General features: G+C 47.4%; 14 protein-coding genes. 7 read left to right on the forward strand and 7 right to left on the reverse strand.

Features of this window, described 5'->3' with window-relative positions; translation table 11 throughout:
- The first annotated feature begins 28 nt into the window (after nucleotides 1–28).
- A complete protein-coding gene (locus ACYZZ0_RS11105; protein ID WP_461536694.1) occupies nucleotides 29–748 on the forward strand; it encodes a TSUP family transporter in 720 nt (239 codons plus the stop codon).
- Here the strand turns inward: ACYZZ0_RS11105 and ACYZZ0_RS11110 are convergent.
- Nucleotides 711–1,523 (reverse strand): phytanoyl-CoA dioxygenase family protein, encoded by an 813-nt coding sequence (locus tag ACYZZ0_RS11110; protein WP_461536695.1) that lies wholly within the window; start codon nucleotides 1,521–1,523, stop codon nucleotides 711–713. The genes ACYZZ0_RS11105 and ACYZZ0_RS11110 overlap by 38 nt on opposite strands.
- 547 nt (nucleotides 1,524–2,070) lie before the next feature.
- Here ACYZZ0_RS11110 and ACYZZ0_RS11115 point away from each other — a divergent pair.
- From ACYZZ0_RS11115 to ACYZZ0_RS11135, 5 genes are all read left to right on the forward strand, one after another.
- Nucleotides 2,071–3,327 carry an MFS transporter gene (locus ACYZZ0_RS11115; protein ID WP_461536696.1) on the forward strand — a complete coding sequence of 419 codons (1,257 nt, stop codon included), beginning with the start codon at nucleotides 2,071–2,073 and terminating at the stop codon, nucleotides 3,325–3,327.
- A 140-nt stretch (nucleotides 3,328–3,467) separates the two neighbouring features.
- Nucleotides 3,468–4,499: a thiosulfate ABC transporter substrate-binding protein CysP gene (cysP, locus tag ACYZZ0_RS11120; RefSeq protein WP_461536697.1), complete on the forward strand. Its 1,032-nt coding sequence runs from the start codon at nucleotides 3,468–3,470 to the stop codon at nucleotides 4,497–4,499.
- Nucleotides 4,500–4,523: 24 nt separating this feature from the next.
- Entirely contained in the window at nucleotides 4,524–5,327 is an 804-nt protein-coding gene (gene cysT, locus ACYZZ0_RS11125; RefSeq protein WP_461536698.1) for a sulfate ABC transporter permease subunit CysT, read from the forward strand.
- A gap of 22 nt (nucleotides 5,328–5,349) precedes the next feature.
- Complete coding sequence (locus ACYZZ0_RS11130; protein ID WP_461536846.1) at nucleotides 5,350–6,174, forward strand: sulfate ABC transporter permease; 825 nt, start codon at nucleotides 5,350–5,352, stop codon at nucleotides 6,172–6,174.
- Between the two features lie 93 nt (nucleotides 6,175–6,267).
- The gene (locus ACYZZ0_RS11135; RefSeq protein ID WP_461536699.1) at nucleotides 6,268–6,630 is read left to right on the forward strand and encodes a PBPRA1643 family SWIM/SEC-C metal-binding motif protein; all 363 of its coding nucleotides are present in this window, start codon (nucleotides 6,268–6,270) and stop codon (nucleotides 6,628–6,630) included.
- A gap of 75 nt (nucleotides 6,631–6,705) precedes the next feature.
- Here ACYZZ0_RS11135 and ACYZZ0_RS11140 read toward each other — a convergent pair whose 3' ends face one another.
- From ACYZZ0_RS11140 to ACYZZ0_RS11155, 4 genes are all read right to left on the reverse strand, one after another.
- Nucleotides 6,706–7,578, reverse strand: a complete 873-nt coding sequence (locus ACYZZ0_RS11140) for a glycosyltransferase (RefSeq protein WP_461536700.1) — start codon at nucleotides 7,576–7,578, stop codon at nucleotides 6,706–6,708.
- A 337-nt stretch (nucleotides 7,579–7,915) separates the two neighbouring features.
- On the reverse strand, nucleotides 7,916–9,496 hold the full coding sequence (locus ACYZZ0_RS11145) for an SET domain-containing protein (protein ID WP_461536701.1): 1,581 nt from the start codon (nucleotides 9,494–9,496) through the stop codon (nucleotides 7,916–7,918).
- Nucleotides 9,497–9,720: 224 nt separating this feature from the next.
- Nucleotides 9,721–12,510 carry an SET domain-containing protein gene (locus ACYZZ0_RS11150; RefSeq protein ID WP_461536702.1) on the reverse strand — a complete coding sequence of 930 codons (2,790 nt, stop codon included), beginning with the start codon at nucleotides 12,508–12,510 and terminating at the stop codon, nucleotides 9,721–9,723.
- A 165-nt stretch (nucleotides 12,511–12,675) separates the two neighbouring features.
- Nucleotides 12,676–13,155 carry an FKBP-type peptidyl-prolyl cis-trans isomerase gene (locus ACYZZ0_RS11155; protein WP_461536703.1) on the reverse strand — a complete coding sequence of 160 codons (480 nt, stop codon included), beginning with the start codon at nucleotides 13,153–13,155 and terminating at the stop codon, nucleotides 12,676–12,678.
- A 291-nt stretch (nucleotides 13,156–13,446) separates the two neighbouring features.
- On the opposite strand from ACYZZ0_RS11155, the gene pssA reads away from it, so the two are divergent.
- Nucleotides 13,447–14,793: a CDP-diacylglycerol--serine O-phosphatidyltransferase gene (gene pssA / locus ACYZZ0_RS11160; protein ID WP_461536704.1), complete on the forward strand. Its 1,347-nt coding sequence runs from the start codon at nucleotides 13,447–13,449 to the stop codon at nucleotides 14,791–14,793.
- 33 nt (nucleotides 14,794–14,826) lie between these two features.
- Here the strand turns inward: pssA and ACYZZ0_RS11165 are convergent, their stop codons facing one another.
- Nucleotides 14,827–16,008, reverse strand: a complete 1,182-nt coding sequence (locus ACYZZ0_RS11165) for a glutathionylspermidine synthase family protein (protein ID WP_461536705.1) — start codon at nucleotides 16,006–16,008, stop codon at nucleotides 14,827–14,829.
- A 3-nt stretch (nucleotides 16,009–16,011) separates the two neighbouring features.
- Nucleotides 16,012–16,536, reverse strand: a complete 525-nt coding sequence (locus ACYZZ0_RS11170) for a DUF1190 domain-containing protein (RefSeq protein WP_461536706.1) — start codon at nucleotides 16,534–16,536, stop codon at nucleotides 16,012–16,014.
- Between the last annotated feature and the right edge of the window lie 3 nt (nucleotides 16,537–16,539).

The raw sequence follows: 16,539 nt of genomic DNA on the forward strand, positions 1-16,539 counted from the left end.
AATAATAAACAGATAATTAGGACAACAAATGGCTGCTCTTGATGGGGTGCAATGGTGGCTGGTGGCCGCTTCTTTTTTTACTTCGTTGTTAACAGCTTTATTCGGTACAGGCGGCGGTATCATGCTGATTTCTCTAATGCCGGGATTATTACCTGCCGCTGCTATTGTGCCAGTGCATGGTGCGGTGCAGCTAAGTAGTAATGCCAGTCGTATGATTTTTGGCTGGCGTTCCGTTCGCAAGGATATGGTGCTGCGTTATCTGACGGGTGCGGGGCTTGGAACGTTTTTGGGGTCACAATTGGTGCTATCTCTGGAGGCAGCTTATATTCCTACACTTCTCGGGTGCCTTATACTGGTTGTAACTTGGTTACCCCCATTGCCTCTGGATCTCATCCCTGGGCGTTTTACCTCGTTTGGTGTTGTGCATGCGCTTCTGGCTACTCTAGCTGGTGCAACGGGGCCGCTTTCCGGTGCATTTCTATCGAGGCAGGGATTGAGCAGGGATCCACTTATCACGACAGTGGCTGCTTATATGACAGTGACCCATGGATTAAAGGTTATTGTATTCGGAGTACTTGGCTTGGATTTATCAGCATATATTCCGTTAATTATTGCCATGTCCCTGAGTGTTATTGTGGCTTCATGGGTTGGAACCCGATTACGCAAATATGTGCCTGAGATGTCATTTCATTTACTGTTCAAAGTGATCATTACGCTGCTGGCAATAAGGATGATTGTGCTGCTTTGATACCGGTTCGATCCATACCAAACCAGAGCTCTCTGGACTGGGAGCCAGGTACAGTCATACCATAGGTTCCTAGCTGCAGCAGCAGGTTGGTACGATTTCGGGCTGATCGGTTTGGGCCACTGCCATGACGTATTTTCGGATTGATGATAACGATATCACCCGGGCTACAACTCAGGGTGTGTGGAAACGGATGCGTACCGTAGCGATGTTTAAGTCGCAAGAAAGCGGCTCTCTCCGGAATTCTATGTGACCCCGGGTAAACCATTGGTGCCCCGTTATGTTGATCAAATCTGTCCAGTGGAATAAAAATCCGTAGAAACCGGCTACTGGTAAAGCTGAGTATATTATTGCGCATAAAATCACGATGCCACTGCACTTTGGGACCGATATAAGCCGGTTTAAACAGCAGGCATGTGTTGTGATAGCTGAGCTGACGGTTTTGGAGCAGGCGGCTTGCCATTTCCCACAGACATTTGAGTGAAATAAGACTGTCAAACGAACGGCTCAGCAGAGGTATACCTTCAATAAAGTATGGAGTATTTCGTTTCTTTGCATGTAATGAGGTTTCAGTAGTAACCCAGGGTAACTGGTGAATATATGTTGTGTAAGGAATGACAGTGGAGTCATTATCACAGGCACGTTGTTCCAGCTTCTCTGCTGCTCGCTGCAATCGGGATATTGAATCCGGAGATATGAAGTTTTTTTTGATCAGAAATCCCTGGGTAGAAAACTGAATACCCTCACTGGCACAAAGAATACGGTTGTGACTTATCATTGTTCAGGCCTGCATAGATGAGAGAGATACGGAAAAATATCGCTCACGCTAATTTATAGCAGATTGATTACTCAGGGTTTCCAGATAGGTTAAGAGCCTGTTCATGATCTTTCGCTATCCACGAAAGATCATGAACAGGCTCTAAGAAAAGTCAGGCACTAGAACAGGAAGCAAAATAACCGGTATCCGATCATTTTTCGCTGAGAATAATGAATAATTACATTGCTCTGCCAGCGATAATAATTATTTCAATAGGCCCTGAGTGGTAACTCAGGGTTATTTCCTGTCTTTTGCAGAGTCCGATAAATGGTGATGCAACTTGCTTTGGACGCACTATGCTGAGACTGACTCAGATCCTTGAGAGATGTGTTCGGGGAAATGTTGTGACTCATCACCTTTGATACTTGAACAACCCGTTGTCGTTGTTGCAAAAGATCAGTACAGAAACCGAAAGAACCAAGGGTAAATTTAAAGCCAGAATCGCGTCGTTCTGAATTGACAATATGGTATCGGGGTGGGTCATTACAGTAAGCAGGAGCAAAACAGTATGAGCACCCCAGCGAGGCAGTGGCAGGCTTGCCTGATTTACGGGGTTTCATCCCTGTTTGTCGGGTATCAGTTTATTATGCAGGGCGCCGTAGGCGTCATGGCGCAAGAACTGATGCAAACACTTGCACTTGACCACCTGCAGCTTGGCCTGTTGTCGTGTAGTTTTTTTTATAGCTATGTGCTGTTGCAGATACCAGCCGGTATTGCTGTCGATCTTTATGGCCCCCGTCGGGTGCTGGCATTCTCACTGCTTCTTATGGGGTTTTCCTGTCTGTTGTTTTCGCAGGCCGAAACTTTGTTAGAGGCCACGCTTGCTCGTATTCTTGCAGGAACAGCCTGTGCTCCCGGGATTGTTTGTACCCTTTATCTGGGACGGCACTGGTTTGCCGCGCGTCTGTTTCCGTTGTTGCTGGGCATTATGGAAATGGTCTGTATGAGTGGTGGGGCAACAGGTGATTATCTGATCCCATGGTTAATGGAAGGCACAAGCTGGCGCCATGCCATGCTGGTATTTGCCGGACTCAGTATGCTGTTGCTGTTGATTACATGGAGTGTGATAAGAGATGCTCCAGCGGGAGTACGGAGAGTTACCGGTCGTGCCGGGAACCTGTGTCTGAAACCGGTATTGACCAATACCGCAGTCTGGAATGCAGGCATTATTTGTGGATTGATGTATGCCATTATTTCAGCTTTTGCTGCGCTATGGAGTATTCCATTTTTACAGCAAGCCTATCCGGGTAGCGGTCACTTTCCGGCCTTTGCTGCAGGTTTGATTTTTCTCGGTGCTGCAGTGGGGGCGCCTGCCTGTGGTGCTCTGGCCAGTCAATTTGGTAAATCAAGGCCGGTAATCATTGGCAGTGCCGTAATAAGTGCAATCCTGATTATAACGGTGTTGTTCTGGCAACCGGGCGAATCACTGACCGCAGGTCTGCTGCTGTTACTGGGAATTGCCAGTGGCGGTTATGTGCTTCCTTTTGCACTTTCCAGATGTATTGTTGATGAGGCTCATCAGGGTGTGGCCAATGGCGTGATCAATATGGTCGCGAATGCGCTTGGAACGATTGCGCTCCAGCCATTGATTGGGTGGCATCTGGGACAAACGGAGGGGCTTCCGGTGCTGGCTGATTTTCAGATGTCGCTGGTGCTTTTGGCGTTTTGCCCGCTGGCTGCAATGTTACTTGCTTTGCAGTTTAGAGAGACAGACATTACAGATGATGAACCCTATGCGTCCTCATCAGGCATATCGCACACCTGAAATCCAAAACTGTTTAAAGAAACTGGTAAGAGTGCACCTTGGCGTCTAAACATAAGCAGTTGCTACAGCCTTAAAAGCTCCATAATTCAGTTTTGCTGGTTAATAACAACAGCTGGTTAATTACAACAAGGGGGATTGCAATGATAATCCGGTATCTTGGCTTTCTGGTGTTAATTAGCGTTGAGTTGTTTGCTCATACTGTTTTGGCTGAACAAAAGCCGGTAGAGCTATTGAATGTCTCCTATGATATCGGTCGGGAGTTGTTCCGTGATATTAATGCCGAGTTTGAGCCTTGGTGGAAGCAAAAATACCAGCAGAAAATACATATTAAACAGTCCCATGCGGGTTCAACCGGTCAGGCCCGCTCGGTTGTAGAAGGGCTGCAGGCTGATGTTGTGACCTTTGTACAGTGGCCTGAAATACAGTATCTGTATACTGCAGCCAACCTGTTACCGGAAGACTGGCATCAACGTTTTCCTCATAACAGCTCGCCCTATTACTCGATTCCGGTTTTTATGGTCAGAGAGGGCAACCCAAAAGCAATCAAAAGCTGGGGTGACCTAGCACGGCCGGGGCTGTCCGTTGTTTTTCCAAACCCCTCAACCTCCGGTAATGGCAGATATACCTGGCTGGCGGCCTGGGCCTGGGCCTGTGATCAGGGAATGACAGAGATGCAGGTCGAGGATTTCATGCGAAAGCTGCTGGGCAATATCCGGGTATTTCCTCCCGGAGGACGAGCGGCTACCACGACATTTGTGAATCGGCGACAGGGCGATGTGTTGATCACCTTCGAAGCCGAGGTACTGGCGTTGCTGAAAATGAAGGCTGCAGAAGGCCTCGATATAGTAGTGCCTGACTGTACTTTACAGGCTGATTTCGTTGTTGCCAGAGTCAATGCTGTAACCAGCAGAAGGCAAACATCTGATGAGGCGGATGCGTATCTGAATTTTCTTTATGCCGAGCAGGCTCAGCAGATTATCGCCCGAAATTATTATCGTGTGCGTAATCATGAAGTGATGAAACAATGGGCTGGGCAGTTCAGGCAGACTCGATTGCTTAGTGTTGAATCGGTCTATGGCTCATGGCCCCGGGCGACAGCACAATTTGAAAAGGGTGGTGCATTTGAAAAGCTGCTGCGGGAGCGTGGGCAGCTATCCAGCAAGGTGAAGTGAGTGCCGGGAAGGTTTTTCACTGCCATGATAACCCTGCTATTTATTGTGCCGGTTATCGTGATGCCTTTTGTTGCGCTCTTGTTATGCTGGTTTGATAGCGGTCTATCCCAGCTACTTGAAACGATATTGGATACAAGAGTGCTAAGTGCCTTGTACGTTTCCCTGGTATCGTCTCTGGCAGCAGTACTTATAAATATGGTGATCGGGTTACTCCTCGCCTGGGTGCTGGTTCGTTACAGCTTTTTCGGCAAAAGGTTGATGAATGCTGTAATCGATCTTCCTTTGGCATTGCCTACTGCTGTAGCCGGTCTGGCACTGCTCACACTGTGTGACTCCAGTGGAGCTATTGGCGTTTATTTTCTTCAATGCTGGGGGATTGATCTGGTCTATAACCAGACAGGAATGGTAATGGGCATGGTGTTTGTAACACTGCCTTTTGCTGTTCGAACAGTGCAACCTGTGCTGGAAGACATTCCTCAAGAGGTGGAGGATGCGGCAAAATCTTTGGGTGCCTTGCCTTTCGGTATTTTCTTCAAAGTGATTTTACCCCGGCTGATACCACCAATGAGCACTGGCGCTTGCCTGGTGTTTTCCAGGGCATTGGGTGAATTTGGAGCCATGGTCTTTCTGGCTGGAAATATCATGTATGAGTCTGAGTACCTGACGTTGTTGATTGTGCTGAAGCTGGATGAGTATGACTATGAAGGTGCCTCTGCAGTGGCTCTTTCACTGACAGTTTTGGCTCTGATCTTTTATCTTCTGAGCCGTTTGGTTGTATCCATTTCCTGCTCCCGAAGTGAGCAAGGCGGAGCGGAATATGCTCGTTAGTGTTGGGCATATCTTCCGTTTAATGATATCAAACTGGCAAGCCAGACTGTTGATCAGCATAGCGTGGTGTTTGACGGGATTGCTTTTGATAGCTCCAGTGTGCGTCATCGTCTGGTTCGCTGTAAAAAGTGGTGGTGCAGAGTGGGTGCAGACGTTATCCAGCCCTGAAACAATCAGCGCGCTGAAGTTGACGCTGCTGTCTGTGCTGGTAGCTATCCCGTTGAATATTCTTTTTGGACTGGCCTGTAGCTGGTTGCTGGTGATGTGCAGGTGTCCCGGACGCAGAATGCTGGAACTGATTGTAAGCCTGCCTTTATTTGTCTCTCCTGTGGTTGCAGGACTGATGCTGGTATTGTTGTTTGGGAGAGGTACGCTGCTGGGAGACTGGCTGGAAACACACAATATGCAAATTGTTTTTCATGTTTCAGGTATCCTGCTGGTTACTGTATTTGTGACCTGTCCCTATATTGTCAAGGAACTTGTGCCGGTAATGGAAGAATGGGGCTCTGACCGGGAAGAGACGGCTTTGTTGTTGGGGGCAAAGGGTTGGTCGCTGTTTCGCCATATTACCTTTCCCGGAGTCAGGCATGGCCTTTTTTATGGTGTGTTGCTCTGTAATGCCCGGGCACTTGGGGAATTCGGTGCAGTTTCGGTTGTCTCCGGTCATATTCGAGGAGAAACGCTGACACTGCCATTGCAGATTGAGCAGTTATATAATGAGTACAATACTGCCAGTGCGTTTATTGTGGCGATGCTTCTGGTGTTGCTGGCACTACTGATGCTGGTATTGCAGTCAGTACAGGAGTGGCGTGAAAAAACCGGTGCAAAACCAGCAGAATCAAGATAACTGCTGGTCACAGCTGGTTGAATACAGTAGATTACGCCGTTTGTCTTTTTCCGGGGCTTTGGTAATTCGTTAGCCGCAGGATCAAGACTTCGATTGAATAAAGTACAAGGTGGTCTGATGTCGAAATTTTTTGGTGATGCGTCTATGACAATGGGCCAGATTGCAAGCCAGAACAAGCAGTCTTTTGAGCGGACCAAAGAAGTGCGTCTGGGTACGCCAAAGAATCCGGCCCAGCTGGTGGTTCAGACTGAAGAACGGATGAAGGAGCTGGAAGCGCTTTGTCTGGAAAAGGGCTGGAATGTAATCTTTGAAGTGAATGAAGAAGCGGAAGAAAATATCAGTGATCTTGATATTCTGAAGAGCCGTCCTGAATCCGTAGTGGTAGAGAAAACTCCGGGCCGAAATGATCCCTGCAGCTGTGGCAGCGGCAAAAAGTTCAAGAAGTGCTGCGGTTGATCTGATCTGCACAATTTTCCCGGCCGGTTTGAGAGTATAAGCTGGCCGGGGAGCTATTATATTCAGATTTAAAATTCAAAGAGAATCTGCCAGACGGCGATATTCTGCAGCAACAAAACTGGGTTGCATCTTTTTAAATCGGCTCAGGCTATAATCAAAACAATAGTCTGATTTTAGTACCTGTTTCATCTTTACTGCCAGGTTGGAACAAACTTCTACATCATCTTGACCATCGACAATATACTGCGGATCAATGAACTCTTCTGCAGCGGCATAGCGAGTCACAATAACCGGAGTACCAAGGCACAGTGCTTCGATAGCGGAGTAGCCCATGGCTTCATGGTAAGAAGGCAGTACTAACAGAGCTGAATTTTTTATGAATGGCTTCGGATCAGCAATATAACCTTTCATTATCACCCTGTTCTCAAGATGATGTTCCGAGATCAGTTTTTTCAGCGGGTTTACAGCACTTCCATAGCCAATATATACAAGCCGGTTCTTAAGCCCCGATTCTATATAAGCATTAAAAAGTCTGAATGCACCTTTCATTTTGCTGACGTTACCGACAAACAAAATATCAGCACCTCCTGTATTTTTCTGCTCAATTTTTCCGCCATATGGGAGTGGGTTGTAAATGACGTTGCGTACAGAAAGGTTTAACTCTACAGCATCACTTTGTGTTGCTCTGGATACCGCTATACGGCACGTATAAGGATCTTCCCGATGTTGTTTTACTTTGGGGATATGCCAGCACTCTGATAATAATTGGTGAATGACTCCCGTGGTCGGGTAGTTATAAATAGATGCTGGAGCATCTGTTGTAAAATCCTTGATAATCAGGTCGATCGGTGTAGCGGCATGGATTTTTTGTAACGACTTTTCTACTCGATGCTCCCGGACTCTCCACTCCATACGTTTAAACCATCTCGGCAACAACTTCTGAACCATCAATAGCCTCAGGACACGAAGGGCAGGATTTGTTCTGGGTCGGTGCAGATAAGTTATAGAGAGTTGATCCGGAATAGTAATCTCTCCGGGTTCACCCATACAAAGCAAAGTGACATGCTCTCCAGATGCCTTCAGTGCTGTAGCGAGGTTTACTGCCCAGGTTGAAACCCCGGACATTTTCATGGTGCCAATTAAAATAACAAAAGTCTTTTGTTTCTGTGGATTATTGGCTTGAGGGTTTAGAACAGGCTTGGTGGGGGTCGTGTGCATACAGAGAACATCCGCCTGGAATATTATTTTTTATTTGCAATGACGCCAGTATAGCAACTTGAGTGGCTCAGGCTTCTGCCGCAATCTTCTTCTTGAGCCGGGTGAATGGAGGCTTATATTCATTTTTTCTTTTTCTAAATCCAGATTCATCATCTCTTGCTGAATGTCTTTCCAAAGAAGGAGAGGGTAACTGTGCGTCACCCTTAAGTTTTTGTATGGCTGCTTGTCGCTGTAATAGACGTTTCTGAAATTCGGAGCCGTAATCAATAAAAAGTTCAGAGTTTTTTTTAATAACACGCTTTGATACGAAAACTATATAGCTCATCTGGTTCGATATAACTGCCAGTTTTTCAAGATTGCGAGGATGGTCCGGATCGATTTGATGTTCCACAAGTCGATCGGTATTACAAAGACTCAAAAGATTCCCAACCTGATACGGGTTGATAATCAACAGCTTGCGCTTTTGATGACCGGTAGTATGACAATAATCCATAACGGCAGCTCCCTGATGCCGCTCCAAAATTGACTGTTCCTGCTTATGACACAGCATGCCTCCATAGGCACCCAGAGGCATGAAAGCGGGAATATCCTGTCGGGCGAACAGTCCCAGCTGTCCTGCCAGTGCTCCTCGGGCGTCGGTATCAAGAATCAGGGCAGGGTAGGTCAATTTGTTAAGATGACTATTTTGATCTCTTAACCCCTCCAGCATAAAACTTTCCACATTTGCGTGTATCTCTGCACGATCTTCAGAAGAGGCCTTGATCATCTCTCCCAGCAAATTAACCGTGAGGCCCTGACCACAACTATGAAAACTTTTTTCGGCCATTTCCGATACTGAAGGATAAACAGGGCCTCCAGTATAGTAGCGATGCTCATCGGGCAGGTTTGGTGACCCTGGGAGGATAAGAGGTAATGGTGATGTAGCGGAAACTGCCTGTTCAAGCCGTTCAACCCTTTGTTCGAACGTTTCAACATGCACTGTACTTAAGAGAGGTGAAATTTGCATACAGGGTGATTGAGGTTCAAAAGGCTCAGCTGAAAATATCTGATTCAACAAGGGGCGTTGGTATTGTGAATACATCCATTCCAATAGGTTGCCGCACAGTGCTCGTGATAGTTGAGATTCAGCTAATCCCTGGGCAGGGTGGACAAGAATACTGAAAAATCCGGGTCGATAGTAATCCTCCATTAAACTGATGCTGCTGACATGATTTTGGTAGCACATCCCGGAATGTCCCATTAAATGTATGGAGGTTTGGCATTGTTCCGGCAGGATAGTTTTTCGACTTGTTATAAAGATAACTAACTCTTCCAGCCAGTCCAGAGCAGGGCTATCGAGGGCTATTTCGTGAGTAACTGGGAGAACTGTTTCGAACGGGAGAGGGCTACATTCTTCGGGCGTTTCTCTGACCGAAATATATTTCAGGTTTCGGCCGGATAGCTTCAAATGTACCAGGGAATGCGGGGTAAGATGCCAGCAGAAACCCTCATCGGGGTGGCTTAACATGGTCCGGCTTGACTGATCTATCAAGCTCTTTATTTTAAGTTTAAGTTTTACTGTTCCGGGGCGTTTAGCTCTGGCATATAACAAAAGCGTGAATGAAGTGCCGTCATTCAGGCTAACGGGGAACTCTTGCAGGCTACGCAATATCATTTTCAGGCATAGAGGATGTTCAGGAGAGGATTCGATGGGGGCTGTCTGAAGCCAGTGAAATACCATGGGCTCTGTGCGGCCGCTGAAAGCCAGTACAGAATAGGATATGCAAAAGAGGCACATGATTATTCTGTGCATTTCATTAACAGCGGCTTCTCCGGAATGACTGGTTTTTGATGTTATTGCTGTACAGTGAAAACGTACTCTTGTTCTGATATTTATTTACTTCTTTTGGTTCCTATCTTTTTAGCCGGGACCTTCTTTTTTGTTGTTTTTTTGCCAGAAGTTAATTTGGCCTTGTCTACAGCCGTTTTCTCAGGCTGACCTCGTTTAAGTCCGCGCAGTATGTCCTGAGATGTGTGAGTTCTGAGCAATCTTGGGGTGATGTTATACAGATGATGAGGAATTGCCTGAAAAACCCGGGGTGATGATGGACATACCCCTTTTGATCCCAAGTGGCGATCCAGCCTGGATTGAACTTTTGTTCTGATATGACAGTACTTATTGGGACAGTGCAGGGTGTCACCCGTTGCCGTGCGTTTTAGTTGGACATGTTCTGTTACTGCATCGGCTGAGGAGAATTTTTCCGGGCATTGATGAGTCGGGCAGCTGGCAGGCAAAAGCTCTGGTGCTATTGATTCGGTGCAGCTGTGAGGAACTTCCGGGCGGGAATAGATGTGATGGCACAATTTATTTTCACATACTTTTAATCCCAGCCCCTGTGCAACACGTTTGATCATTAACACATGATAAAACCAGTAATCATAACTGCTGAAAGCACTGCTACATCCCTTTACGGGGCAGAACAGGCAGGGTGTTGCGTGTGATGATGTGACATGCGAAGCCAGCTTTTGGCCGCCGTCAAATGTAGCGGCACAGATCGGGCATATATATGCTGATTTAATACCTTTACCAAGCTGGGTCCAGTGAAGATTCCAGCTTTGGAGTATTTTGCAGTTGCTACGGAAAGGTAATGAGTACACGGAGCGTTTGCGATGAGGCTGTTTGCAGTGTTTCTGAAATAAATCCAGTCGCGGGGAGCCGTAATGACAATCAGCTTCCTTGCATAAGTGATTACTCTTTATCGTATGTCCAGCCCGAGCCTGCTGAATGTGCTCCAGATATTTATCAAATTCACTGACCTTGAACACAGACAGGCAATGTACCACAGGACAGATAAAAGCTGGTTCATTGTGGCAAGCGAGCATGTGATAAATAATTTCATAGGGAGAATACCTCCTGTCGCATTGCTCACAGGCGTAGTTCAGTCTTCGTCGGGAGTCCGTACGGCTTTGCTTTGACTTGATCAATGTCTGGGGGAGGGTTGAGCTCTCTTCGGAACCTGTTTCAGACCCTTCACCAAGTTCCATTGCTTCATATCCAGTCTCGGATTGAGTGCTGGAAATGCTGATGATACTCGCACTGTCATCGAAATCGTCACTATTGTCTGGCGGGGTTTCATGATCACTGCCCTGTTGGAGAGCAGATTGAATGACACCTCCATAATCACTTAATAGCTCGGTATGAGCAGGTATATGTTCGGATGTAGCAAAAACAATATAACTGATTCCATTGTATCTGACGCCGATTCTGTTGAGATTTCGTGGGTGTTGAGGGTCAGGCTGGTGTTCCCGCAGGCGATCCGTGTTGACCAGACTGAGTAAATTACCTGTTTGATAGGGGCTGATAATCAACCGGTTGGAACGGCTGGGTCCCGTATCGTGAATATAATCTGCTACTTCCAGACCATAATAACGTTCAAGTGCCTTCTGCTCTTTATGGTGGCATAAAAAACCACCATAAGCTCCAAGGCAGACATATCTGTCCAATTGACGGCGTGCAAACAATCCAAGCTGACCCCTGAGTGCTGATCTGGGGTCAGTATCCAGTATCAGGGCGGCATAGGTTCGGTGTGACAGATTTTGATTATGAAAGTCTGAATCTGTATCAGTGAGTAAACCGGAGAGATCGGTCTCCAGTTTGCGACGGATTTCATGTGGCTTGTCAAGAAAACTACCCCATGAATCTACTTGCAGGCTTTTGCTCTTCGTCTGGCTTACGCACGTTGCCAGGGTACTTATCATTGAATAAACCGGCAAAGAGGTGAAGTAGCGATGCCACGGTCTTGATTCCGGATCAGAAAAGTCCATTCCGTGGTTGGCTAAATCAAGCGCCGGTTGCAATTGCTGTTTCATTTCTTCTATTGAGGAAATAGCGACTGTTTCAAGCGGATCAGGAGCATACTCATACAACGAACTGCATGTAGACGGAGGTTCATCTGCTGTCAGGGCCTTGAGCTGTAAATTCAGATCAGCCATTTCGCGGTCAAGCAACTGACGTGCAAAGTCTGGGGTGAGTATCTGCTCTGTTTCCGATTCACTACCCGGGCAGTAAATGCTGAAAAAACCGGGGCGAAATCTGGTCCGTGTTCTATTGGGTGGAGAACAACAAAATTTTTGGCCGGACAGGTGCATTAGATGGACATAAACGCTGTCAACCGGAGTCCATGTGCCTGGGACGCTGATATAAATTGTTAACTCTTCCAGCCATTGCAAGTCAGATGCATCAATCGGTACTTCATGATAAGCAGGTAATATCTGTAAAGTTGTAGTGTTGGAGGAGGTAGTAGTTCTTGATATCAGAACCTGTTGCAGCTTACTGCCGGTGATGGTTGCTCTTATCTGCCCACCTGCGGGTAAATTCCACTCACAAAAACTATCACCCTGTTCACATTGTTCAATCCCGGAGTGGTGAGTCAGGTTAATGATGTCGAGAGAGACTTTCAGCTTTCCTTCCCTGCGTGCACGGGCAAAAAGGTGAATCTTTAATCTTTCTTTCAGCGCAACAGGATGTTGTTGATAACTTCGCAGGATAGTATTGACGGCCTGAGTTATGGCTGCCGTGTGTACTTCAGATTGCCTCCAGTGGAAAACCAGTGGCTCAGGCTTTGCCGCAGAACATGGATAGGTAAGAAAAAATACCAGCCCAATCAGAACGTTAAGATACATTGAAGTATTGATGTGTTGATATTGTTGACTGATCCTCCGTGACCAGTGGGTTAAAGCGTATAAGAATAAGGTGATTATAGTGGCTTGAAGCGGGATTTTATTCAGGGAGGCTTTGTGTGATGGGAGTAGCAGGCACGATCTTGTGCCTGCAGGCGCTAAAGTTACTTATTCATTAATACCCAGCAACTCCACCTCAAAAATCAGCACAGAGCAGCGCGGGATACTGCCAGCGCTTTGAGTGCCATATCCGAGATTGGAAGGAATAAAAAGACGGTACTTTTCGCCGACGGACATCAGCTGTAAGCCCTCAGTCCAGCCGGGAATAACCTGGTTGAGGCCGAATGATATCGGACTGCCACGTTCAACCGAGCTATCGAAAACAGTGCCATCGATCAGTGTGCCGTGATAGTGAACCCGAACCCGGTCAGTAGCCGAAGGCTTGTTATTGTTGTCCTCAACCTGTTGTAAAATCTGATATTGCAAACCGGAGTCAGTACTGAATACCCCCTCTTGTTCAGCATTCTTTTTCAAAAACTCCTGACCTTCTTTAAGGTTTTCTTTGGCCAGTTGCTTGATACGATCCATCCGGCGTTTGCCCCAGAACAACATGGCGGCAATAAAGACCAGCAACAGAATATTGGTCACAATGTTTCCTCCTGACATAAGTATTGGTCGGAATCCTATAAGTTTTTTCTTCCCGGCAACAGAGGAACCGTTTCTTGGGGAAGGTACTGAAGGAAGAGATGGTTCCAATTCGATACAATCGGAGCACAAAGTCTGCGGTGCACTGAAAATTTTGGTAAAGTGCATGGTTTCGTATTTTGGTACTGCTACTGAAGACTGTCTGGCAGCGGGGGGACTGCTCGATAAGGGGAAGTTTCTGGATGCCGCATTAATGGCCGTTTCAGGTAGGCAGGATGTTACTCAGGCATAGAAATGTTCGCACCAGCATATTATCGGGAACGACTGTCCAGCTTGCCCCAGGTGGCGGTTGAAGCCGGTGATTACAGTATTATCAAATCGACCAGCGCCTTTCGGGAACGCCTGCTGGAGTTGATTCAACAGGCATCACACAGAATTTACATCACGGCCCTGTATCTCGAGGCTGACACTGCCGGGGAGCAGGTGTTGCGGGCTCTGCTAGAAGCTAAACAGGCCCGGCCGGAACTGGATGTTCATATCTTTGTTGACTTCCACCGGGCACAACGGGGACGTATCGGAGAAAAGGCTGCTCAGACCAACCGGGACTTTTATCAGCGTATTTGCGCCGAATATCAGCATCCGGTTTGTATCCATGGAGTACCGGTAAAAAATCGGGAAGTGTTTGGCGTGCTTCATCTCAAAGGCTTTGTCTTCGATGATACGGTGCTGTATTCAGGGGCTAGCATCAATGATGTCTATCTTCACCAGGCTGAGCGCTACCGTTACGATCGTTATCATGAAATCTGCAGTCAGTCGTTAAGTGACAGCTTTGTCCGGTTTGCGGATGAGCACCTGCGTGAAAATCCAGCGGTAAAACCTTTAAATGATGCTGAAAACTGTCAGCACAGGAAGATAAAGCCGGCCATTCGACGTTCACGCCGTATCCTGCGTAACGCAGAGTATGAGTATGCTCCTGATCATGTGGATGGTCAGATCGGCCTGACGCCGTTATGTGGTATCGGAGCTCGCGGAAACCGGTTAAATCGGGCTATCAGTGATCTGGTGCGTTCAACCGAGCGCGAGCTGTTTATCTGTACGCCCTATTTTAATATGCCCCGGTCCTTGTCCAGGGATATCAACGGGTTATTAAAACGCGGGATTAAAGTAACGATTGTTGTGGGTGATAAAACCGCCAACGATTTTTATATTGCGCCGGACCAACCGTTTTCCACAATTGGTGGCCTGCCTTATCTGTATGAGCACAACCTGCGCTCATTTGCCCGTCGACATCAAAATGATATTGATTCCGGGCTGCTGAACCTGATGCTGTGGAAACACAGTGACAATAGCTATCACCTGAAAGGCTTGTATGCTGATGGCAAGCGGGCAATGATAACCGGCAGCAATCTCAACCCCAGGGCATGGGGGCTGGATCTTGAGAATGGAATTCTGGTGCAGGATAACGGACAGCAGCTGCAGGCAGAGTTTGAACATGAGCAAATGCTGATTCTGGCCAATGCCCGACGCATTGATAATTATCGCCAGCTGGAAAAAGTACGCGATTATCCTGCAGAAGTGCAACAACTACTGAAGCGTATTCGACGCTTGAAGGTGCAGGTATTGATCAAAAAGATCATTTAGTCTGCACCTCTGACTATCACTAAAACTACAGAACTACAGCTCCCGATCCTCGATAATATGAGGTAAAAACCGGGAGCTATCTCTGGTAATGGCTGTGCTGTCTTCCCTGATCCCGATGCCGGCAGCACGATCGCCAATAACCCAGCTGCCAATCAGGGTATGGTTGCCGTTGAATTGCGGTACCGGATGGTATTGTTGAAGAATGCAGTTATCTGTGCAGTAAGGACCATCAACCCGAGTAGTACATTGTCCTTCACTGTATACGGAAATATTCGCCCCTTCTCTTGAAAACAGCGGTTTTTTCACAAACCGTGATCCCAGATCCGAGCTTTTTTTATCTGATTCAAAATAACTCGGCAGCAGGTTAGGGTGCCCCCGGTATTCCTGCCAGAGCAACGGCAGAATTGCCTTGTTGGAGAGAATGGCTTTCCATGGCGGCTCCAGAAAAAGTGTTCCGGACTCTTCCAGATGACGACCATAGCTTTCTTCAAACATGAACTCCCACGGGTACAGTTTGAACAGTGCAGGAATCGTCATGTTATCCAGATCTGTATACTGGCCATTAGTACTGACGCCGATATCTTCTACATAGATAAATCGGGCATCGATACCCGCCTGAAGTGCGCAATCCCGAAAGTACTCTACTGTTCCAAAGTCCTCAGCTGTGTCCTTACAGCTGGAAAGATAGAGAGGGTTGTCTCCAAGCCGGTTTTTTTTCAATAACACCAGCACCTCAATCAGCATTTCCTGAATTAGGTTGAATTGATCCGACTCTGGGGGCAGCTTGCCGGTATTGACCATTTCTTCCAGCCATAGCCACTGAAAGAAGGCTGACTCATAGAGTGAAGTTGGTGTATCGGCATTGTATTCATAGAACTTTGCTGGCCCCCGGCCGTCATAGGCAAAATCCATCCGACCGTAGAGATGAGGCTCCCGGTCAAGCCAGGAGTTTCGTACCAGATCCCAGTGAACAGCCGGAATACAAAGTTGGTCCATCATTCTCTCAGAGTGGACTGCCTTGTCGACAAGTTGCAGGCACATCTGGTGGATCTCTTCTGTCGGAGTCTCGATATCATTCTCTATCTGGCTGAGGGAAAAGCGGTAACAGGCTGATTCATCCCAGTAAGTATCACCATTCATGCTGTGAAAGCTGAAACCGAGGGACTCTGCCTGTCGTTGCCAATGCTTTCTGGGCTCCATGCCGATCCGCTGCACCGGCTATCCTCCCCAGCTGCCGAAAGACGCTGCCCGACTACCAAAACCGCCCCGGGTCATGGTGGTGGTTTTGACTGTAGGCTTAACGGTTTTGTGCTTCGGCACCCTGATTTTGCCTGAGCGGGAACGGCGATCTATATCCTGATAGTCACCGGTTACATAATCTCCATCGTCGCTGAGATAGAGGGGTACCGGAGCAAAGGACATACCCTGATCCCGCTGTTCGCGGGTTGCCAGCATATAGCCCTGCATGGTTGGAATATAATCACCGGTCGTTTGTCGTTCACAGGTAGAGCCAAAGTCATCAGCACAATGCATCCGGTATTTGTAGCGGGGTACAGTGCGCAGATGAGTCCGGTAGGCCTGTTTGTATTCGGAAGTACAAAGTGCAGACGACAACTGACCGTCACGGGCGCAGTCTGAAGCATCAGGGTATATCAGCGCATCCTGTGAAGGGGCGCCACATCCGGCGAGCACAAAAGGAGTCACACCCAGCAATGAAAGCCGGAGGCTTTTTGAACGTTTCATTCC

This window comes from Spongorhabdus nitratireducens (genome assembly GCA_947387575.1).
GTDB lineage: Bacteria > Pseudomonadota > Gammaproteobacteria > Pseudomonadales > Endozoicomonadaceae > CANDOC01.

What these genes read in the sequence shown, in the direction of transcription:
- ACYZZ0_RS11105 (WP_461536694.1), top strand. Translation starts at nt 29, where the DNA reads ATGGCTGCTCTTGATGGGGTGCAATGGTGGCTGGTGGCCGCTTCTTTT.
- ACYZZ0_RS11110 (WP_461536695.1), bottom strand. Translation starts at nt 1,523, where the DNA reads ATGATAAGTCACAACCGTATTCTTTGTGCCAGTGAGGGTATTCAGTTT.
- ACYZZ0_RS11115 (WP_461536696.1), top strand. Translation starts at nt 2,071, where the DNA reads ATGAGCACCCCAGCGAGGCAGTGGCAGGCTTGCCTGATTTACGGGGTT.
- cysP (WP_461536697.1), top strand. Translation starts at nt 3,468, where the DNA reads ATGATAATCCGGTATCTTGGCTTTCTGGTGTTAATTAGCGTTGAGTTG.
- cysT (WP_461536698.1), top strand. Translation starts at nt 4,524, where the DNA reads ATGATAACCCTGCTATTTATTGTGCCGGTTATCGTGATGCCTTTTGTT.
- ACYZZ0_RS11130 (WP_461536846.1), top strand. Translation starts at nt 5,350, where the DNA reads ATGATATCAAACTGGCAAGCCAGACTGTTGATCAGCATAGCGTGGTGT.
- ACYZZ0_RS11140 (WP_461536700.1), bottom strand. Translation starts at nt 7,578, where the DNA reads ATGGTTCAGAAGTTGTTGCCGAGATGGTTTAAACGTATGGAGTGGAGA.
- ACYZZ0_RS11150 (WP_461536702.1), bottom strand. Translation starts at nt 12,510, where the DNA reads ATGTATCTTAACGTTCTGATTGGGCTGGTATTTTTTCTTACCTATCCA.
- pssA (WP_461536704.1), top strand. Translation starts at nt 13,447, where the DNA reads ATGTTCGCACCAGCATATTATCGGGAACGACTGTCCAGCTTGCCCCAG.
- ACYZZ0_RS11170 (WP_461536706.1), bottom strand. Translation starts at nt 16,536, where the DNA reads ATGAAACGTTCAAAAAGCCTCCGGCTTTCATTGCTGGGTGTGACTCCT.